Raw genomic sequence first — 17,641 nt, forward strand, 5'->3', positions numbered from 1 at the left:
GGCCGCTGCTTCAGACTTCACCGTAGCTCGACGAGGATGCTGCGGTGATCGGAGCTGAGGTCGGGGCCGATTTCGCGTTGGGTGACTTGGAGGCCGGCTCGGGTGAGGATGTGGTCGATGGGCATCATCATGGGGAGATGTCTGCCCCAGGTGGGCAGCCAGACGGGCGCGGCGGAGTGAAAGTCGAGCCCGCTTTCGCTTTTCAGCAGGCGCATGCCTTCGCTCCAGGGCGTGGCATTGAGATCACCGGCGACGATGACGCGGTGGGGGATGGCGGCGACGAGTTTGGAGAGGAGGCTGAGCTGGGTGCGGTAGCGGAGGGAGTTCTCCCTGGTCATGGGCGGGATGGGATGCGTGCCGATGAAGGTGAGCGGCTGACCGGCGTGCTCACACTCGATCTGGATGCTGGGGATGGATTCATCCACGAGATGGAGGATGCGGCTGCTTTTCAGCGGCAGGCGTGTGTAGCAGGCGATGCCGAAATTTCCGCCGTAGGGCAGGTCTTCGAGCCGATGCGGGTATTTTTTGCGCAGAGGTTCGAGGAAGTGGCTCCAGCTCGCGCTGGGCTCCAGGAGCAGGACGATGTCTGGATCGGCATCTAGGACGTGCTGGATGGCCTGCTGCGGATGCGGATTGCTGGTGAGGACGTTGAAGGTCATCACGCGGAGTGGTGGGCCGCTGGCGTGGCCTGCTGCGGTGTGGTGCACGCTGGCGATGAGCCATGCATTCCACGCGAGGGTGATGAGGGCAAAAACAGCGAGTCCCCGCCTGCGCCGCAGCAGGGCAAAGAGGAGCACCAGCAGGCTGAGTATGGCGTATTGCGGCCGGAAGTGGGCGAATAAGTCCCAAATCCAATGCCACCGCCCGAGCGAGCCGATCCAGGTGCCTGCGAGGCCGAGGAGGCATGTCGTTTCGATCAGGCCAAAGAGGGAGGTCTGTGGACTGAAGAAGTCAGACTGGGAGGAGCTGCGCATCACGGAGGGCGGGGAACTGCGCACGCCAATCACGAGCGACGCGGATGTCGAGCTGGGTGTGGATGACTTGCTCGCGATCGGCTGCGTCTGCGGTGATGATGCCGTGTGGATCGACGACGAGGCTGCGGCCTGGATAGGTGAAGTCGGGATCGGTGCCGCAGCGGTTCACGCCGATGACCCAGGCGAGGTTCTCGATGGCACGGGCCTGGAGCAGGGTGACCCAGTGCTGGACACGCTTGATGGGCCATGCGGCGATGTAGATGAGCACCTCGGCCCCGGCGCGGACGGCGGCGCGGGCGAGCTCTGGGAAGCGTAGGTCGTAGCAGATGAGCGGGGCGATTTTCATGCCCTGATACTCAAAGATGGTGACGTCGCGGCCTGCGGTGTGTGCTTTGTCCTCTCCGATCATGCTGAAGGGCCGATTTTTGTCGTAGCGGGCTAAAATGTGGCCTTCGGGCGAGATGGCGAGCGCTTGATTGGCGCAGCCTCCGTGGGCGTTTTTCGTGACGAGGCCGCCTAGGACGCAGCTTTGATGTTCGATGGCGATTTCGCGCAAAAATTGCTCGGTGGGGCCTTTTTCGGGCTCGGCGGTGATTTCGGTGCGGAGGCTGAATCCGGTCGAAAAGGTCTCTGGGAGCACGATGAGCGATCCTGGAGCTGGATGGGCTGCGGAGATGAGTTTGCGAGCGCGGGCGTGATTGGCGACGCGGTCTTCCCAGGCTGGATCGAGCTGTACGAGGTGCAGATTCATTCTCTGCGTAGAGAAGCGGGAGCGCTACGCTGGATCAAGCGATGAGTTCGGGAATCGCGCGGCCGTTTTCGACGATGTGGACGGGGCGGCCGTTCAGGTCGTCGATGGTGACTTTGGTGTAATCGACCCCGAGGTGGTGATAAATGGTGGCGAGGAAGTCTGCGGCGTTGCAGGGCCGCTCGACGACGTCTTCGCCGCGCTTGTCACTGGCTCCAATGACACCGCCGGTCTGGATGCCGCCGCCGGCCCAGACATTGGTGAAGGCCCGCGGCCAGTGATCGCGTCCGGGCTGGAGGGTGCCTGCGGGGGCGCTGGCGTCCCCTGCGCCGGTGCTGCGATCAAAGCTGATCTTGGGTGTGCGGCCAAATTCACCCGTGACGACGACGAGCACACGCTGATCGAGCCCGCGTGCGTAGATGTCCTCGATGAGTGCGGAGACGGCGCGGTCGTAGGTGGGCATGCGAAAGCGCAGGGCCTCGAACTGATGCTGATTGACGGCGTGATCGTCCCAGTTGTTCACGCGGCCACAGAGTGGGCCGCTGAGGCTGCTGGTGACGATTTCCACGCCTGCTTCGACGAGGCGGCGGGCGAGGAGGAGCTGCTGGCCCCAGCGATTGCGGCCATAGCGATCACGCGTGGTGGGCTCTTCTTTGCTGAGGTCAAAGGCGTCACGCGTGCGGGGATTGGTGAGCAGGGTGGCGGCTTGCGCTTCGAATTCATCGAGAGCTCCGAGCTCGCCTTCGCGGTCGAAGGCTCGCTCCATTTTATCCAGGCTGCGGCGCAGGGCGAGGCGGTCACTGAGGCGGCGTGTCTCTGCCTCGTCATCGAGGCCGATGTTCGGCACCTGAAAGCTGGGGCGGTTCGGGTCATCACTGACGGCGAAGGGGGCATACGCATCACCGAGGTAGGCGGGGCTGGAGTACTCGGGCGAGGCGGCGGGCACGCCGATGTAGTTCGGCAGCGGATTGCTGCGCCCGCCTTGCTTGGAGCGCAGGTAGTGGACGACGGACATCCAGTCTGGCAGGCGGGGTTTTGGCTTGTCGCGGGTGTCCTTGTCACCGGAGAACATCTGCATCGTGCCAGCGGGGTGTCCGCCCGCGCTCTGGTTCATCGAGCGCACGATGGTGAATTTGTCGGCGATTTTAGCATTCATCGGCAGCAGCTCGGTGAAGCGTGTGCCGGGGACTTTGGTGCTGATGGTCTTGAAGGGGCCGCGGTATTCGCTGCTGGCATCTGGCTTCGGGTCGTAGGTGTCGATGTGGGACTGGCCGCCCGGTAGCCAGACCATGATGATGGATTTGCGCTGGCTCTGGGGCAGGGCAGCATTGGCAGCACGTAATTTCAGCAGCCCCGGCCAGCTCAGCGTGGCCAGCCCGCTCAGTCCGAACTGCATGAAGCCACGCCGCGAGAGCGGACCGGCACAACGAATGACTGATGGGGGCTGGAGGATCGAGGACATGGCTTTAGGCAGGTAATTACGCCGCTCAGGATGGTTTTTTTACCCCGGAGAGTGGCTCGGATGGGGCCGTGGCGGAGCGGGGGAGCATCAAACACCTTGCGAATACGTCGATACATGGGAGTATCGCCCCCCTCAAAATCAAAGGGGGAACCGCAAGCATGGACAAACACACCTTCCCCGAACTGGGCATCTCCCCGCAGATGCTTGAGGCCGTCAAAGAACTCGGATTCGAGCAGCCCTCCCCCATCCAGGCCCAGGCCATACCCGTGGCTCTCGCCGGGCGTGATGTCGTGGGCCAGAGCCACACCGGATCAGGCAAAACGATGGCCTTTGGCATCCCCGCAGTGGAGCGTGTCGATGGTGCTCTGCGCCGCGTGCAGGCGCTGATCCTCTGCCCCACACGTGAGCTGGCCATGCAGGTCTGTGCGGAGATTCATAAGCTCGCCGTGCATAAAGAAGGCGTCCGCGCCACGCCGGTCTATGGCGGCGCATCGTATGACAGACAGATCCGTGCCCTCCAGGGTGGTGCGCAGATCGTGGTCGGCACCCCAGGGCGTATCCTGGACTTCATGGAGCGCGGCACGCTCACGCTCGATGCGCTGAAGATGCTCGTCTTTGATGAGGCAGATGAAATGCTCGATATGGGCTTCGCAGATGCCATCGAGGCCATCATGCAGGCCGTGCCAGAGGACAGGCAGACGATTTTCTTCAGCGCCACCTTTGAGCCACGCATCCGCCGTCTGGTGGAAAACTACACACGCAATGCTGCGACGATCACCATCGAGCAAAAAGCGATGACCGTGCCCACTATCGAGCAGCGCTACTACGAGGTGCATGGCCGCTCGAAGACGGAAGTGCTCTGCCGCGTGCTCGATATCGACACCCCGCGTCTGACGATCGTCTTCGCGAACACGAAAAAAGCCGTCGATGACGTCGTGGACGCCCTCGTCGGCCGTGGTTACGCCGCAGACCGCCTGCACGGCGACCTGAACCAAATCATGCGCGAACGCGTCATGCGGAACTTCCGCAGTGGCAACGTCGAAATCCTCGTCGCCACCGACGTCGCCGCCCGTGGCCTCGACGTGAACGACATCGACCTGATCGTCAATTTTGAGCTCCCCTACGACTGCGAAGACTACGTCCACCGCATCGGCCGCACCGGTCGTGCAGGCAAAAGCGGCACCGCCATCAGCCTCGTCGCTGGGCGTGAAATCTTCCTCATCCAGCGCATCCAGCGTTTCATCAACGCCCGCATCACCCGCGCCAAAGTTCCCTCCCAGGAAGAGATCGAGGCCACCCGCATGGACCAGACCTACGAGAAGCTCAAAGCAGCCCTCGAAGCAGGCACCTACACCAAGCACGAGCACAGCATCCAGCGCCTGCTCGATGCCGGCTTCACCGCCACGGAGATCGCCAGTGCCCTCATGGACCTCTGGATCAAAGAAAGCGTCCGCGAAGGCGAGCAGATCGTCGAAGACCGCACCGCACGCAAAAACCCCGCTCCGCAGCAGGCCTTTAAGCCGCGCCCCATGGCGGTGGAAGGCAGCGCCGCCTCTGAGGTAGCTCCGGCCGATGCCGCAGGCCAGGAAACGGACACCTCAGACCAGTCTGAGAAGCCCGCCGCCGCTCCGCGTGCACCCGCCCCGGCCCCCGCATCTGATTTTGACGACGATGAGCCCTCTCTACCGAAGCGCCAGACCAGCTTCGCCCAAAAAGGCCCACGCTCCGGCATGGTCCGCATGTTCGTCAATGTCGGCGGCATGGATGGCGCACGCCCCGCAGACATCGCAGGCATGCTTTACAGCACCGTGCAGGACCTGAAGCCCGGCAGCGTAGGCACCATCGACGTGCTGGAGAAATGCAGCTTCGTGGAAGTGCCAGAGGAGAGCGTCGAAGCCGTACTCGAAAACATCCGCCAGCAAGCCCCCGTGGTGCGTGGCCGTGAGGTCCGCATGGACTACGCAGATCGCCCAGATGACACGGGTGGCATCCGTCCGAAGCGCTTCGGCGGTGGTGGTGGCTTTGGCGGCGGCGGCTTCAAAAAAGGCGGCTTCGGTGGCGGTGGCGGCTTTGGCGGAGGTGGCTTTAAAAAAGGCGGCTTCGGCGGCGGCTTCAAGCAAGGTGGCTTCAAACCACGCGGCCCGGCCATGGGTGACGGCGAAGGCCCTGGCCCCGGTTACGGCGGCGGTGGTGGTGGTGGCGGCTTCGGCGGTGGCGGCTTTAAAAAAGGCGGCTTCGGTGGCGGAGGAGGCGGCGGCGGCTTCGGCGGAGGTGGCTTTAAAAAAGGCGGCTTCGGCGGAGGTGGCGGCGGCTTCAAGAAGAAGTGGTGATGCCGTGTGAACTCGCGTTCACACCGGAATCTCACTCCCAGCTCCAGTCCTTGTGACATTTTGACAATCGACTACTTGCCCAAAGTTGGCGCTTGAGCCTACTCTGGCCGCCAAAATGGCTGCTACCGACAGAAACGACCCCGATGCCCATGGGATGCGCCTCGCACTCGATGAGGCGAAGCGCGGCGTCGGCCTCACTAGCCCGAATCCGCCCGTCGGGGCCGTGATCATCGCCCAAGACCGCGTCATCGGCCGCGGCTGGCATACCAAAGCCGGTGCACCACACGCAGAAGTCGAGGCCATCCGCGACGCACAAAAAAACGCCCCCAAGCTCCTCCCTGGAGCCACCATTTACATCACCCTCGAGCCCTGCTGCACCCACGGACGCACCCCGCCCTGCACCGAGGCCATCAAAGCCGCAGGCATCAAACGCGTCGTCTATGGTGCCAGTGACCCCAATCCCGCCCACCACGGCATGGCGCGGCAGATTTTGCTCCTCGCAGGCATCAGCGAGAGGCATGGCGTGCTCGTAGAGGAATGTGAGGCCCTCATTCGCCCCTTCACCAAATGGATCACCACCGGTCTGCCTTACGTCATCGCCAAAGCAGGCCAGAGCCTCGATGGACGCCTCACTCGCCCTCCCGGAGAGAGCCAGTGGCTCACCAGCAACTCCGCCCGCATCCACGGCCGCCGCTTACGCATGCGAGCAGATGCCATCATCGTCGGAGCAGAGACCGTGCGGAAGGACAATCCCCGCCTCACCCTCCGCGACGGCTGTGCCGCCTCTGGCAAAGAGCAGCCCTGGCGTGTCATCCTCAGCCGCAGTGGCGACATTCCCGCAGATTGCCACCTCCTCACCGATGAGCACAAAGACCGCACCCTCATCATGCAAGGCATCGAGCTCCGGGATGTGCTCAAGCAGCTCAGCGAGCGCGGCGTCGTCACCGTCCTCATCGAAGGCGGCGGCATCATCCTCGGCCATGCCTTCCGTGAGCGGCTCGTCGATGAAGCCCACTGGTACATCGCCCCACTGCTCTGTGGCGGCGGCCGCCCCGCCCTCGCCGGCCCTGCATTCCCCGCCTCCGTCGAGCTCATCGACGCCAAAGTCCTCCCCATCGGCGACAATGTCCTCGTCAGCGGCTTTGTGAAACAATGACCCCTCTCCCCACTGGTCACAGGCCGGGCAGGTGGCGAAACGCAGGTGGCACATGGGAAACTTCCACTTGCCAAAGCATCCTTCGGTGCCAAAATCGCCGCCCTCCAACCCACAAAATCACACTCCGCAGGCAAGTAGCCCGCAACTCCCCCCACTACAAAAATGAGCGAAGCCATCACCATCGATTCCGCCAACTTCAAACTTCACGCCAAGGACACCGGCAGTGCCGACGTGCAGGTCGCCCTCCTGACGAAGCGGATCAATGAACTCACGCAGCACCTCAGCGTGCATTCTAAAGATCACTCCACCCGCCGCGGCCTCCTGCAAATGGTCGCCCGCCGCCGCAAGCTGCTCGACTACCTGAAAGCCACCGCTACGGAGCGCTATCAGGCAGCCATCAAGAGCCTCGGCCTGCGCCGCTAACCGCCAAATTTCTCGAAGGGTGATGCCAAGTGCATCGCCCTTCGTGTTTTAAGCCGCGTCAAGCAAAGGGCGAAGAGCATAGAGCCATCTTAGGGACGCATGATCGTCCCCGTTTTTGGCGCAGCCTTATACCCTCAGCGCACCCGCATACCGGAGCCTGTCTCTCTGCCCTACGCCCTTAGCTCTCTGCGGCTACCCCTTTCCCCTAAACACATAAACCAACGAAACACACTGCCACCATGGCTATCCACACACAAAACATCCAGCTCGGTGCTGGCTCACTCCAAATCGAAACCGGCAAATTCGCCAAACTCGCCGACGGCGCCGTCACCGTGCGTCTCGGTGACACCATCGTCCTCGTCACCGCCGTCTCCGCCACGAAAGTGAAAGACGGCCAGGACTTCTTCCCCCTCTCCGTCGAGTACAAGGAAAAAGCCTCCGCCGCAGGCCGCTTCCCCGGTGGTTACTTCAAGCGCGAAGGCCGCCCCACGGAAAAGGAAATCCTCACCTGCCGCATGACGGACCGCCCACTGCGCCCGCTCTTCCCGAAAGGCTACTACTACGACACTCAGGTCGTCGCCATCCTCCTCAGTGCCGATGGCGAGAACGACCCGGACATCTGCGCCATGAACGGTGCCTCCGCCGCCCTCTGCGTCTCCGACATTCCCTTCGCAGGCCCCGTCGGTGCCGTGCGCATCGGCCGCCTCAACGGTGAATTCGTCATCAATCCTACCCAGGCCCAGCGTCTCGATAGCGACCTCGACCTCGTGTACGTCGGCAACAAGACCGACGTCATCATGATCGAAGGTGCCGCCAATGAGCTGCCCGAGGCTGAATTCGTCAAAGCTCTCCACTTCGCTCAAGCCGAAGTCACCAAGATCGTCGCCGCCCAGGAAGAGCTCACCAAGCTCGCTGGCAAAACCAAGCGTGAAGTCCCCCTCATGCTCGTCAAAGATGAGCTCCTCGAAATCGCCTACGCCGTCGCTGGTGATCGCATCGAAGGCGCACTCTACACCCCCTCCAAAGTTGCCCGTGGCAAAGCCGTCGGCGCATTGAAAGACGAAGTCGAGCAGGCCATCAAAGCCAAGTTCCCTGAAGCCACCGGCTTCGAGATCAGCCAGGCCTTTGACTACCTCCAGAAGAAAGCCTTCCGCATCTCCATCCTCGACAAGCAGAGCCGCTGCGACGGCCGTGGCATCGACCAGCTCCGCCAGCTCTCTGGTGAGGCCTCCGTGCTTCCCCGCACCCACGGCTCCGCCAGCTTCACCCGTGGTGAGACGATGGCCCTCTCCATCGCCACGCTCGCCCCAGCCGACGAAGCCCAGGAAATGGACACCTACGCCGGTGGCCCAGACTCGAAGCGCTTCATCCTGCACTACAACTTCCCTCCGTTCTCCGTCGGTGAGACTGGCCGCTTCGGTGGTCAGAACCGTCGTGAAATCGGCCACGGAGCCCTCGCAGAGCGCTCCATCGAGCCTGTCATCCCAGCCAAGGAAGTCTTCCCCTACGCCATCCGCGTCAGCAGCGAAGTCATGGAATCCAACGGCTCCACCTCCATGGCCTCCGTTTGCTCCGGCGTCATGGCCCTCCTCGACGCTGGTGTGCCCATCAAGCGCCCCGTCGGCGGCATCAGCGTCGGTCTTGTGACCGAATTCGAAGGCGACAACATGAAGCGCTACTTGACGATGCTCGACATCATCGGCAGCGAAGACCACTTCGGCGACATGGACTTCAAACTCTGTGGCACCACCGAAGGCGTCACCGGCTACCAGCTCGACCTCAAGCTCCCTGGCATCCCTCTGCGCATCCTCGAAGAAGCCATCGTCAAAGCCAAGGAAGGCCGCACCCAGGTGCTCGCCGCCATGGCCCAGGCCATCGCCGAAGTGAAGCCCCTCAGCCCCTACGCCCCACGCATCGAGATCATCAAGATCAACCCTGACAAGATCGGTGAGCTCATCGGCCCTGGCGGCAAAAACATCAAAGCCATCCAGGCCGAGTCCGGCGCTGAAATCAGCATCGAAGACGACGGCACCGTGTACGTCTATGCCAACCGCAAAGAAGGCATCGAGCGTGCGATCGAAATGATCAGCGGCACCTCCCAGGAGATCGAAGTCGGCAAGCTCTACACGGGCCGCGTCGTCAGCACCACGAACTTCGGTGCCTTCATGAACCTCGGTGGCAAAAAAGACGGCCTCATCCACATCAGCGAGCTCGCCGACTTCCGCGTCAACAAGACCGAAGACGTCGTCAAGACCGGCGACATCGTCACCGCCAAGTGCATCGGCATCGACGACAAAGGCCGCATCAAAATGAGCCGCAAAGCCGCCATGAAGGAAAAAGACGCCGCCGCCGCTGGTGGCGAAGCCGCCCCTGCTGCTGACGTCGGCTAAAAGTAGCCCAGTTGCTGCGCAACTGGCCTTTCATAGCACCCAAACTCACCAAGAGGCCGCTCCACCGAGCGGCCTCTTTTTTGTTCCAACACTTCCGCTTGTCGGATACAATCAAATCATGGAAAGCTGCCGATCCGCACCTCTATTCATTTTGCTGCTCTGCGGCATAGCTCTTCGAATGGAGGGGCAAAGCCATCAAGCGAAGGGAAACTTTACCCAGGATGTGAAGGCAGCATTGGAGAGCGCATGGATTGAACTTCACATCAGCCAAGCACTCGTGACCGACTACGGTGAGATTCACGCCACCACCATCTCCCTCAAACGTGAAAATGATCGTGCGCCGGTTTTTCGCATTAGCCGCGACCAAAAGACAACCGATCAGCCACTAACGCCGGAAACGCTCAAGCTGCTGTTGGAAACTGTGCTGATCGCCGCAGATGAGGTCGAGAAAATGGACACACCTAGTGAAATCATTTCCCGAATCGGTGCTGAAGAGGCCGCCAAACTGATGCGCGAGCGCAAACTGCCTTCGGGGTGGGATGTCGAGGTATTGGTGATACGAATCATGACTCCACAAGGCTCAAAAGTCCTAATGAATGAGGGCCATAGCGAGAGACTAGCAGTTTACTTGAAGGACACGTTTTCCATCGATCAGATCAAGTTGCCTGATCACGATGCGAAGACCATCCTTGGCTTTGATCCGAATGATCGAGAAAAGTAGGGATAGCCAAGCCGTCCCAAGTTACTCAGAAAATTCATACGAGGTTACGGGGAATGCGCTCTTCAGCCTTGAAATGATTTCTTCACGTCGGTCTGTGGCCCATTTGGGAATTTGCAGAGACCGCAGGTAAACAACATGGCGATGAAGTTCCATTTCTCCGTCGATGTCGATGCGAAGCCACCTGCCATCGTGGAGTTCGTCGTAATAGAGGCGGTCTCGACCTTGGTGGCCGACTCGCCATCCACGGCAACGATCTCTGACGCTGAGCCGCAATCCGTTGATCAGTACAAGCATGACAAGGACAACTACGACACTCCAAAAGGTGCCGGGGTAATGCCTTGCAAGCCAAACACACCCAGCCAAACCAGCAAGCATGCAAATAATCGGAAGGATGAGGTGTCGGAGGATTGTGCTCATTATTTTCTTCGCCGGCAAGCTGAGTGCTCCCAGACATCTTCGAACTTTGGTTGATTAACCGGCTAAGGATTACCCAGCAGCATTGCTGTGGTCTGTGACCGCTAGTGTGGCTATTGAATGAAAAAATGTCGAAATGAAAAACCACTCCTAAAATGGCACTTTTGAACCTCACGTCACCTTATTCACTTGCTTCATGTTCCCGCTGCTCCGGCCGATTTCGATACCGCGAAGCATCTTGCTAGCCGTTTCATCATCCAGCGTTCCATGCAAGTCACCGAACACGCCGATGGTATCCATGGATTCAGGCTCAGGAACCAATCTGGCGACTGGATGATCATTCCTCATGAGCAAAATCTCCTCCCGCTCGCTTTCCAAGCTCAACAGCACCGCATAGACATTTAGTACTGCTTCTGTCACAAGAATAGTATGATCGACGAGATCCGCATCTCCACCGCCCGGTTGAGCACGAAAACCCACCATTTTGCATGACGGAGCCGCACGCGGGAGTACAGCAGCGCTCACATGCAGCGTAATTTTTTATTCCAGCCCTGGCTTGCGCCACTTTTGCGGCAGCGCTGGGTTTGCCGTGTGCTTCTTGGGGTGGTGCTGCTCGTGTTCATCGCCTTCACACTCGGGTGGGGACTCTGGCCGTGCCCTGTGGCACGTTTTTTGGACCTACCATGCCCAGGCTGCGGGCTGACACGCTCGCTCACTGCCCTCATGCGTGGTCATTTGCATGAAATGCTCCGCCTGCATCCCTTTGCGCCCTTCGCGGTGCTCATGGGGGGGCTCGTCACGTTAGGAGCAGCATTACCAGCTCGTGGCGCAGTAGCGCTCGCAGATCGAGTGGAGAAGATCGAGCGGCGCACCGGGCTGGTGGCGATCATTTTCCTGCTGTTTACATGTTTTGGCTTGCTACGGCTGCTCGGACTTTGGTATTACCCACCCATGCCGGAGCCTATCCTGCCCTGGAAAAGGACTATGGAGGGAGCCGGTTTATAACACTCAACATCATCCCACCAACCACTCCTATGGACCCCGTTGCTCTCCAATCCGCCGCTCCTTCACCCATCGTGATGGGGCTCGCCCTCCTCGCCGGTCTCGGCTCCCTGATCTGCTGGATCATGGTGCTCATCCAGTCCTTCAAGCACGGCGGAGCCCTCTGGGGTATCCTCGGCATCATCACCTGCGGTCTCGTCGCGTTCATCTGGGGCTGGATGAAAAGCGGTGCACTTGGCCTCAAGAACATCATGATCATCTGGACGATCTGCATCCTCATCGGCATCGGCATTCAGGGTAAAATGGCCGCAGATATGGCCTCCAATCCCGCCTTCCAACAAGCCATCCAGGAAGCCCAAAAAGCCGCTGAACAGTCCGCTGCTCCTGCTCCAGCGCCCGCCCCGGCTCCTGCACCCGCTCCAGCAGTCCCGAATCAATAACCCCCCGGGCACCTCCGATTCTCTCACCTCACCAGCGCCACCGCCTGTCTCCAGGCGGTGGCGCTTTTTTCTGGAGTCCCCCCGTCAGCCGTAAAACCTCGAAAAACGGCGTTCGTCTTGAACCCCGCCGATTCCTCGCCAATCCAGACGGCTCCCACCCATGTCCAAAGCCGTTTTCCGCTCCATCCCCCTCCGCGATCTCACCGCTGACCAGCTTCTCGATCTCTCGAAGCGCATGAAGCTCTCGCTTTCCAAGGCGGACATGCTCGCGGTGCAGAAGATTTATCAAGATGAAGGCCGTGAGCCGACGGATGTGGAGATGGAAGTCATCGCGCAGACCTGGAGCGAGCACTGCAAGCACCGCATCTTTGGTGCGAAAATTTATCACACGCTCAATGGCCAGCAGGAGGTCGTGGACGGGCTCTTCAAGACCTACATCCGCAATGTGACGGAGGAGATTTGCAAAACGAAGCCCGACTTCGTGCTCAGCGCCTTCGAGGACAACGCGGGCTTTGTGAAGCTCGATGACGACAAGGCCGTCTGCCTCAAGGTGGAGACGCACAACCACCCCAGCGCCATCGAACCCTACGCGGGTGCGAATACCGGCCTCGGTGGTGTCATCCGCGACATCCTCGGCGCGGGCAAGGGTGCTAAGCCGGTCGCCTCGCTCGATGTGTTCTGCTTTGGCCCGCCCGACATCGAGCAGGATCAGATCAAGGCCAAGGACGTCATCCATCCGCTCGGCGTCATGCGTGGCGTGGTGCGCGGCGTGCGCGACTACGGCAATCGCATGGGCATCCCCACCGTCAATGGCGCGATCCAGTTCGACGACACCTTCATCTACAACCCGCTCGTGTTCTGCGGCACCGCCGGCATCATCCCGATCAAGGACATCGCCAAGGAAGTAAAGCCCGGTCATTTGCTCATCGCTGCAGGCGGTCGCACCGGCAAAGACGGCCTCAAAGGCGCCACCTTCTCCTCCGCCGAGCTCACCACCGACTCGCATGAGGAAGACCAGACCGCCGTGCAGATCGGCAATCCCATCGAGGAGAAAAAAGTCGCCGATTGGGTGCTCGCCGCTCGTGAGAAGGGCCTCATCCAGTTCGTGACCGATTGCGGCGCGGGCGGTTTCAGCTCCGCCGCAGGCGAAATGCTGCGCGATACCGGCGGCGAGGTCTGGCTGGAGAATGCGCCGCTGAAAGCGCCCGATCTCGAAAGCTGGCAGGTCTTCATCAGCGAATCCCAGGAGCGCATGGTCATCGCCATCGACGAGAAGGATCTGCCCGAGCTGCAAAAGCTTGCCGACATTTATCAGACCGAGATCTTCGTGCTCGCGAAAGCCGATGGCTCGCAGCGGCTCAAGGTCATGCACCACGGCACCACCGTCTGCGACTTGCACGTCACCGCGCTGCACGAGGCCCCGCGCCGCGAGATGCGGGCCAAATGGCGCACGCCAGCCGATGTGCAGCCTGCCGTGCCCGTGCGTCCGGAATCCTGGACCGCCACGCTCAAGACCTTGCTGTCCGATTTCTCCATCGTCTCCCGCGAGCCGATCATCCGCGAATACGACCACGAAGTGCAGGGCAACACCGTCCTCAAGCCGCTCGCCGGTGCGGCGGGCGATTGCCCGCAGGATGGCAGCGTCATCCGCGTCGATGGCAGCAATCAACTTGTCTCGCTCGCCTGCGCCTTGTTGCCGGAATGGGGCAAGACCGACCCGCATCTCATGGGCCGCGCCGTCGTCGATGAGTGCGTGCGCCAGCTCGTCGCCATGGGCTCGAATCCCGACCGCATCGCCATCCTCGACAACTTCTGCATGGGCAATCCCGACAACGAGCGCGAGAACCGGAGGCCCTCGTCGAATGCACCAAGGGCATGGCCAAGAGCGCCATCGCGTATGGGGCCCCCTTCGTCAGCGGCAAGGACAGCTTCTACAACTACTTCGTCACCGACGAAGGCCCCGTCTCCATCCCCGTCACGCTCCTGCTCAGCGGCTTCGGCATCGTCGAGGACGCCAGCCACGTCGTCGGAGCCTCCCTGCGCCGCGTCGGCAGCAAGATCGCCGTCTTGGGCAAAGCCAGCGCCGGTCTGCGCGGCAGCATCGTCGCCAAATACACCCGCGGCATCGGCCTCGACGCCGGCCCGTCCTTCGACGAAGCCGAAAGCATGGCCGCCTACCGCCGCTACTTCGACCTCGTGAAGCAAGGCGCCATCCTCAGCGCTCACGACATCGGTGAAGGTGGTCTCGCCGTCGCCCTCGCGGAAATGGCCTTCAGCGGCAAAGCTGGCCTCCGCATCGCCACCGACAAGATGCCTGTCACTGGTAGCGGCCTCACCACCGCCGAACTCCTCTTCAGTGAAACGCCCGGCCGCCTCCTCATCGAGATCGCCCCCGAACACGTCGCCGCCGCCGAAAAAGCCGGCCTCGTCATCATCGGCGAAGCCACGCGTGACCCGTATCTCTACATCTCCCACAACGGCACCACCTTGATCGATTCCCCCATCGATCAGCTCAAGCCGCTGTGGAAGGATGGGCTGGTGAAGTATTATTGATTCTTCTCCGCTTCGAAAGCATGGAGCAACGGGCCTATAGCGTGGAGCACAGAATCGTCCTCGATACTGCCGCGCCCCTTGCGGCAAATGATCGTCACGTCCGCAACATTACTTCACGGAAGTAGCCGTGATGTGGCCAGTCTTGTCCGCACCCCTTCAATTATGGACAGCCTATTTTGTCTGTGATTCGATCCGGCCGTTTTTCTCAGTCAGGCCAAAGTCCTCAAGCTTAGGCTGAGCGGTATTCGTCGTCTCCATCACCTTCACCACCTTCTTAACCGGAGTGACGACGGGCGAAGGTGTGATTTTGATAATTGGATCACTGGGATCTGATGGGGTTTTCATGCCATCCCAAGTTAAACCAATCTCATTTGATAACTGTCGGTGATCAAAAATGACGATCTCGCTATTACGAAGCGCCTTGAGCAAAGCGCCAAAACCTTTTTTTGCAGACTCTTCTTCAGCTTTCTCTCGATAACGGATGATAACCGTCTGTGTGGCTATTTTTGTCCCCCACCAAAGCTGTATCGTCAGCTTGCCTTCGTCGGAACTCATGTGGGCTTCAATTGTATCGCGTTGCACGATTACGCCATCCAAGAGCATCACATGATCCGCTCTGGCAACCAACGGACTGATGAGCAACACTAAGCAGAAAGCAGAGAGTTTGAATGGCATGTTTTACAAATTAGACATTTATTCTAAGCAATAATGAAGTCGTCGTCGCAAAGCAAGCCTTTTAAGCTCCATGAGGCGCATCCAATGACTGAACGCGGCAGATGACTGTCGATTCCAAACTGCCTCGCTCGGCTTTTCCCGTCGAGGTGCCAACTGGCAAAACGCGTTGAATAGGTCTCGCATGCCCTCAAGGCTTTGGCATCAATACAGCTAGACCGAATGACAAACGAGGCCAAATCAACCCAGTTTACAGGCAAAGCCATAAATCGAGCAGGTGAAGCATTGCTCGACTCGAAACTTTTGGAGCGAGAGCCACAAAAGTTCGAACAATCTATGGCCGCCCTATCATACTGGAGAGCGATGCATGAAAAACCTTTGGAGGAGGCTTATGCATTGCTCGGAGCATGTGCAGAAAAGATCAGGGTCAAAGTCGTCTTGGCAAAACGACTGAAACGCGCTCCGTCGATAATCTCAAAACTACAGCGTTTCGACGGCATGAAACTGCGAAACATGCAAGACATCGGAGGGTGTCGTGCCATTCTTCCGACACATAAAAAGCTGCTCAAGCTTCTTCGAGAGTTTAAGCGTCGAAAGACTGTGCGCGTTAAGGACTACATTGAAGAACCCAAACCAGATGGCTACCGAGGAATCCATCTGATCGGGGACTTCTCAGACAAAACTGAGAACAGGAGGTCGATTGAGATTCAACTGCGCACCGAAATTCAACATGCTTGGGCTACTGGAGTCGAGATCGTGGATCTCTTTACCGGTCAAGCAATCAAGTCGAATCGAGGCAAGGAGGAATGGAAGGAGTTCTTTCGGAGTCTCTCGGTAATGTTTAGCCTGATTGAGGGGCTAAACCTGACGAAGCCAAAAGACATGCGACATTTGGTTGATTCCATAGTTGGCAAGCTCTTTGGTCCTGAGAAAATCCACTTTGTGCAGTCTGCTGAGCGTGCGTATGCGCTGTCATCGAAACTCAAAGTTATTGAGAATCTCGAGGTCTTTGCATCGACATTAAAAGTCACCGACGAGCACTTAACAATGAAGCCACACGACGGTTATGTGCTTCTAAGTATTCATGTGAAGAACAAGGCTCTATCGTTGCTAAACTTTGCGAAAAGCGAATTCGACTTGGCAGTGTCCAACTACCTTGACTATGAGAAAATGGCGGCTTCAGACGGTCAACAAGCAGTTGTGTTATTGGCTGCGGAAGCGGTCGGTGGAATCAAAGAGGCATATCCCAACTATTTTGGTGACTCCTCGCGTTTTCTAACGCTTCTACGAGCCAGCAATGCCGCTTACCGGCAGATCGAGCCAAATAGACTCTGGCGCACGATTAAGCGCATGTGGGTTTAGAGTGCGATGCAAAGTCGGTTTGAAGCAATTGAGCCGGGAAATGATGTCAGTTGTAACAAATCGACAGCTAGCCCTCCCCGATGCTGTGGCTGATTCTCTGGCACCTCCAGAGCCAGGAAGACCGCCGAGGCCGTGGCTTCTCCCTTTCCTCTCGACGGCTGGCTCGCTTCGGACGGCATCCCACCGTCTCGTCCTCCCCACGCAGAGTCCTTCCGCGCGGCTGGACTTCACGGTGAGGTTCGTCACTCAAAGAACGACCAGATGCTGGGGCGTGGCACCCTGAACGGCCTGAATTCGGATTCCTGCATCAAGCGTGACCAGGCAGCCCGCATGGTGGACAGCCAGTGCGAGCAAGTAGTTGTCCGTCAGATGTCTCGGATTCGGCATCAGGCTGTGATTGAATTTGGCGGCATCGCTAAGGCGGATGTCATCCGGCCAGAAATGATGATCCGAGGCATGCGTGGCGCGATACAGACGCCCGGCAATGTCCTGGACCGTCAGCTTTCCCGGATAAGAGGGCTGCGACATGATGCGGATGCAGGCATTCTCCGTGAGCGGGCAGGTGGCCCAGCCCTGACTGCGATGGGCGGAGAGCCAGGCATGCGCTTTTTGATGATCGACATGCGCCGCGTCGAAAAGCGCGATGAGCATATTCGCATCCAGCAGCGCGATCATGCCGCCTCAGACTCCTCCATCATGTGCTGCACCATTTCTGAAGTGACGACACGTCCTTCCGCAGGAATCACTCGGAATCCATTCACTTCATCCCCCGAGATGGGAAGTGCATCCGTCACGAGCGGAAACGAAATCGAGGCATCTCTTGAAACTGGCCGAACTTTAACCAATGCCAGTGCGTCGCGCACGAGGCGCTCGAGGCGGGAAGCTGTCGCCGCGTCGAGTTGCTGCAGAGTTTGATCGATTTCGAGGGCAAGGGCACTCATGACGGGTACATCATACTCAACCAGTGCTAGCTTTGCACCCTCAAAGTTGTCCG

General features: G+C 59.6%; 18 protein-coding genes. 11 read left to right on the forward strand and 7 right to left on the reverse strand.

The window, feature by feature from the left end; all coding sequences use genetic code 11:
- Positions 1-17: 17 nt before the first annotated feature.
- From IPK32_07570 to IPK32_07580, 3 genes are read right to left on the reverse strand one after another with little or no spacing between them, the layout of a single operon-like run.
- Positions 18-974, reverse strand: coding sequence for an endonuclease/exonuclease/phosphatase family protein (locus tag IPK32_07570; protein ID MBK8091829.1), 957 nt, complete (start codon positions 972-974; stop codon positions 18-20).
- Positions 952-1,725 carry a carbon-nitrogen family hydrolase gene (locus IPK32_07575; protein ID MBK8091830.1) on the reverse strand — a complete coding sequence of 258 codons (774 nt, stop codon included), beginning with the start codon at positions 1,723-1,725 and terminating at the stop codon, positions 952-954. Before IPK32_07575 ends, IPK32_07570 begins: the two co-directional genes overlap by 23 nt.
- A 34-nt stretch (positions 1,726-1,759) precedes the next feature.
- Positions 1,760-3,184, reverse strand: coding sequence for a DUF1501 domain-containing protein (locus IPK32_07580; GenBank protein ID MBK8091831.1), 1,425 nt, complete (start codon positions 3,182-3,184; stop codon positions 1,760-1,762).
- Between the two features lie 158 nt (positions 3,185-3,342).
- On the opposite strand from IPK32_07580, the gene IPK32_07585 reads away from it, so the two are divergent.
- The 6 genes from IPK32_07585 (at position 3,343) to IPK32_07610 (ending at position 10,675) form a co-directional block, all read left to right on the forward strand.
- Complete coding sequence (locus tag IPK32_07585; GenBank protein ID MBK8091832.1) at positions 3,343-5,514, forward strand: DEAD/DEAH box helicase; 2,172 nt, start codon at positions 3,343-3,345, stop codon at positions 5,512-5,514.
- Positions 5,515-5,668: 154 nt separating this feature from the next.
- Positions 5,669-6,670, forward strand: coding sequence for a bifunctional diaminohydroxyphosphoribosylaminopyrimidine deaminase/5-amino-6-(5-phosphoribosylamino)uracil reductase RibD (ribD, locus tag IPK32_07590; protein ID MBK8091833.1), 1,002 nt, complete (start codon positions 5,669-5,671; stop codon positions 6,668-6,670).
- A gap of 162 nt (positions 6,671-6,832) precedes the next feature.
- Complete coding sequence (gene rpsO / locus IPK32_07595; protein ID MBK8091834.1) at positions 6,833-7,093, forward strand: 30S ribosomal protein S15; 261 nt, start codon at positions 6,833-6,835, stop codon at positions 7,091-7,093.
- 239 nt (positions 7,094-7,332) lie between these two features.
- Positions 7,333-9,483 carry a polyribonucleotide nucleotidyltransferase gene (locus IPK32_07600; protein MBK8091835.1) on the forward strand — a complete coding sequence of 717 codons (2,151 nt, stop codon included), beginning with the start codon at positions 7,333-7,335 and terminating at the stop codon, positions 9,481-9,483.
- The gene (locus tag IPK32_07605) at positions 9,449-10,204 is read left to right on the forward strand and encodes a hypothetical protein (protein ID MBK8091836.1); all 756 of its coding nucleotides are present in this window, start codon (positions 9,449-9,451) and stop codon (positions 10,202-10,204) included. The genes IPK32_07600 and IPK32_07605 overlap by 35 nt, the downstream gene beginning before the upstream one ends.
- 141 nt (positions 10,205-10,345) lie before the next feature.
- A complete protein-coding gene (locus IPK32_07610) occupies positions 10,346-10,675 on the forward strand; it encodes a hypothetical protein (protein ID MBK8091837.1) in 330 nt (109 codons plus the stop codon).
- Positions 10,676-10,789: 114 nt separating this feature from the next.
- On the opposite strand, the gene IPK32_07615 is transcribed toward IPK32_07610, so the two are convergent.
- Positions 10,790-11,101 (reverse strand): hypothetical protein, encoded by a 312-nt coding sequence (locus tag IPK32_07615; GenBank protein MBK8091838.1) that lies wholly within the window; start codon positions 11,099-11,101, stop codon positions 10,790-10,792.
- A 42-nt stretch (positions 11,102-11,143) separates the two neighbouring features.
- Here IPK32_07615 and IPK32_07620 point away from each other — a divergent pair, with 42 nt between their 5' ends.
- From IPK32_07620 to IPK32_07635, 4 genes are all read left to right on the forward strand, one after another.
- Positions 11,144-11,623: a DUF2752 domain-containing protein gene (locus IPK32_07620; protein MBK8091839.1), complete on the forward strand. Its 480-nt coding sequence runs from the start codon at positions 11,144-11,146 to the stop codon at positions 11,621-11,623.
- A gap of 29 nt (positions 11,624-11,652) precedes the next feature.
- On the forward strand, positions 11,653-12,060 hold the full coding sequence (locus tag IPK32_07625) for a hypothetical protein (protein MBK8091840.1): 408 nt from the start codon (positions 11,653-11,655) through the stop codon (positions 12,058-12,060).
- Positions 12,061-12,220: 160 nt separating this feature from the next.
- Positions 12,221-14,260: a phosphoribosylformylglycinamidine synthase subunit PurL gene (locus IPK32_07630; protein MBK8091841.1), complete on the forward strand. Its 2,040-nt coding sequence runs from the start codon at positions 12,221-12,223 to the stop codon at positions 14,258-14,260.
- Positions 14,227-14,613, forward strand: coding sequence for a hypothetical protein (locus tag IPK32_07635; protein ID MBK8091842.1), 387 nt, complete (start codon positions 14,227-14,229; stop codon positions 14,611-14,613). Before IPK32_07630 ends, IPK32_07635 begins: the two co-directional genes overlap by 34 nt.
- 171 nt (positions 14,614-14,784) lie before the next feature.
- Here the strand turns inward: IPK32_07635 and IPK32_07640 are convergent, their stop codons facing one another.
- Positions 14,785-15,288, reverse strand: coding sequence for a hypothetical protein (locus IPK32_07640; protein MBK8091843.1), 504 nt, complete (start codon positions 15,286-15,288; stop codon positions 14,785-14,787).
- Positions 15,289-15,507: 219 nt separating this feature from the next.
- On the opposite strand from IPK32_07640, the gene IPK32_07645 reads away from it, so the two are divergent.
- Entirely contained in the window at positions 15,508-16,647 is a 1,140-nt protein-coding gene (locus tag IPK32_07645) for a RelA/SpoT domain-containing protein (protein ID MBK8091844.1), read from the forward strand.
- Positions 16,648-16,893: 246 nt separating this feature from the next.
- On the opposite strand, the gene IPK32_07650 is transcribed toward IPK32_07645, so the two are convergent.
- The gene (locus IPK32_07650) at positions 16,894-17,322 is read right to left on the reverse strand and encodes a VapC toxin family PIN domain ribonuclease (GenBank protein ID MBK8091845.1); all 429 of its coding nucleotides are present in this window, start codon (positions 17,320-17,322) and stop codon (positions 16,894-16,896) included.
- The gene (locus tag IPK32_07655) at positions 17,319-17,588 is read right to left on the reverse strand and encodes a hypothetical protein (GenBank protein MBK8091846.1); all 270 of its coding nucleotides are present in this window, start codon (positions 17,586-17,588) and stop codon (positions 17,319-17,321) included. The genes IPK32_07650 and IPK32_07655 overlap by 4 nt, the downstream gene beginning before the upstream one ends.
- Positions 17,589-17,641 lie beyond the last annotated feature (53 nt).

The organism is Verrucomicrobiaceae bacterium, from assembly GCA_016713035.1.
Taxonomy (GTDB): Bacteria; Verrucomicrobiota; Verrucomicrobiia; order Verrucomicrobiales; family Verrucomicrobiaceae; genus Prosthecobacter.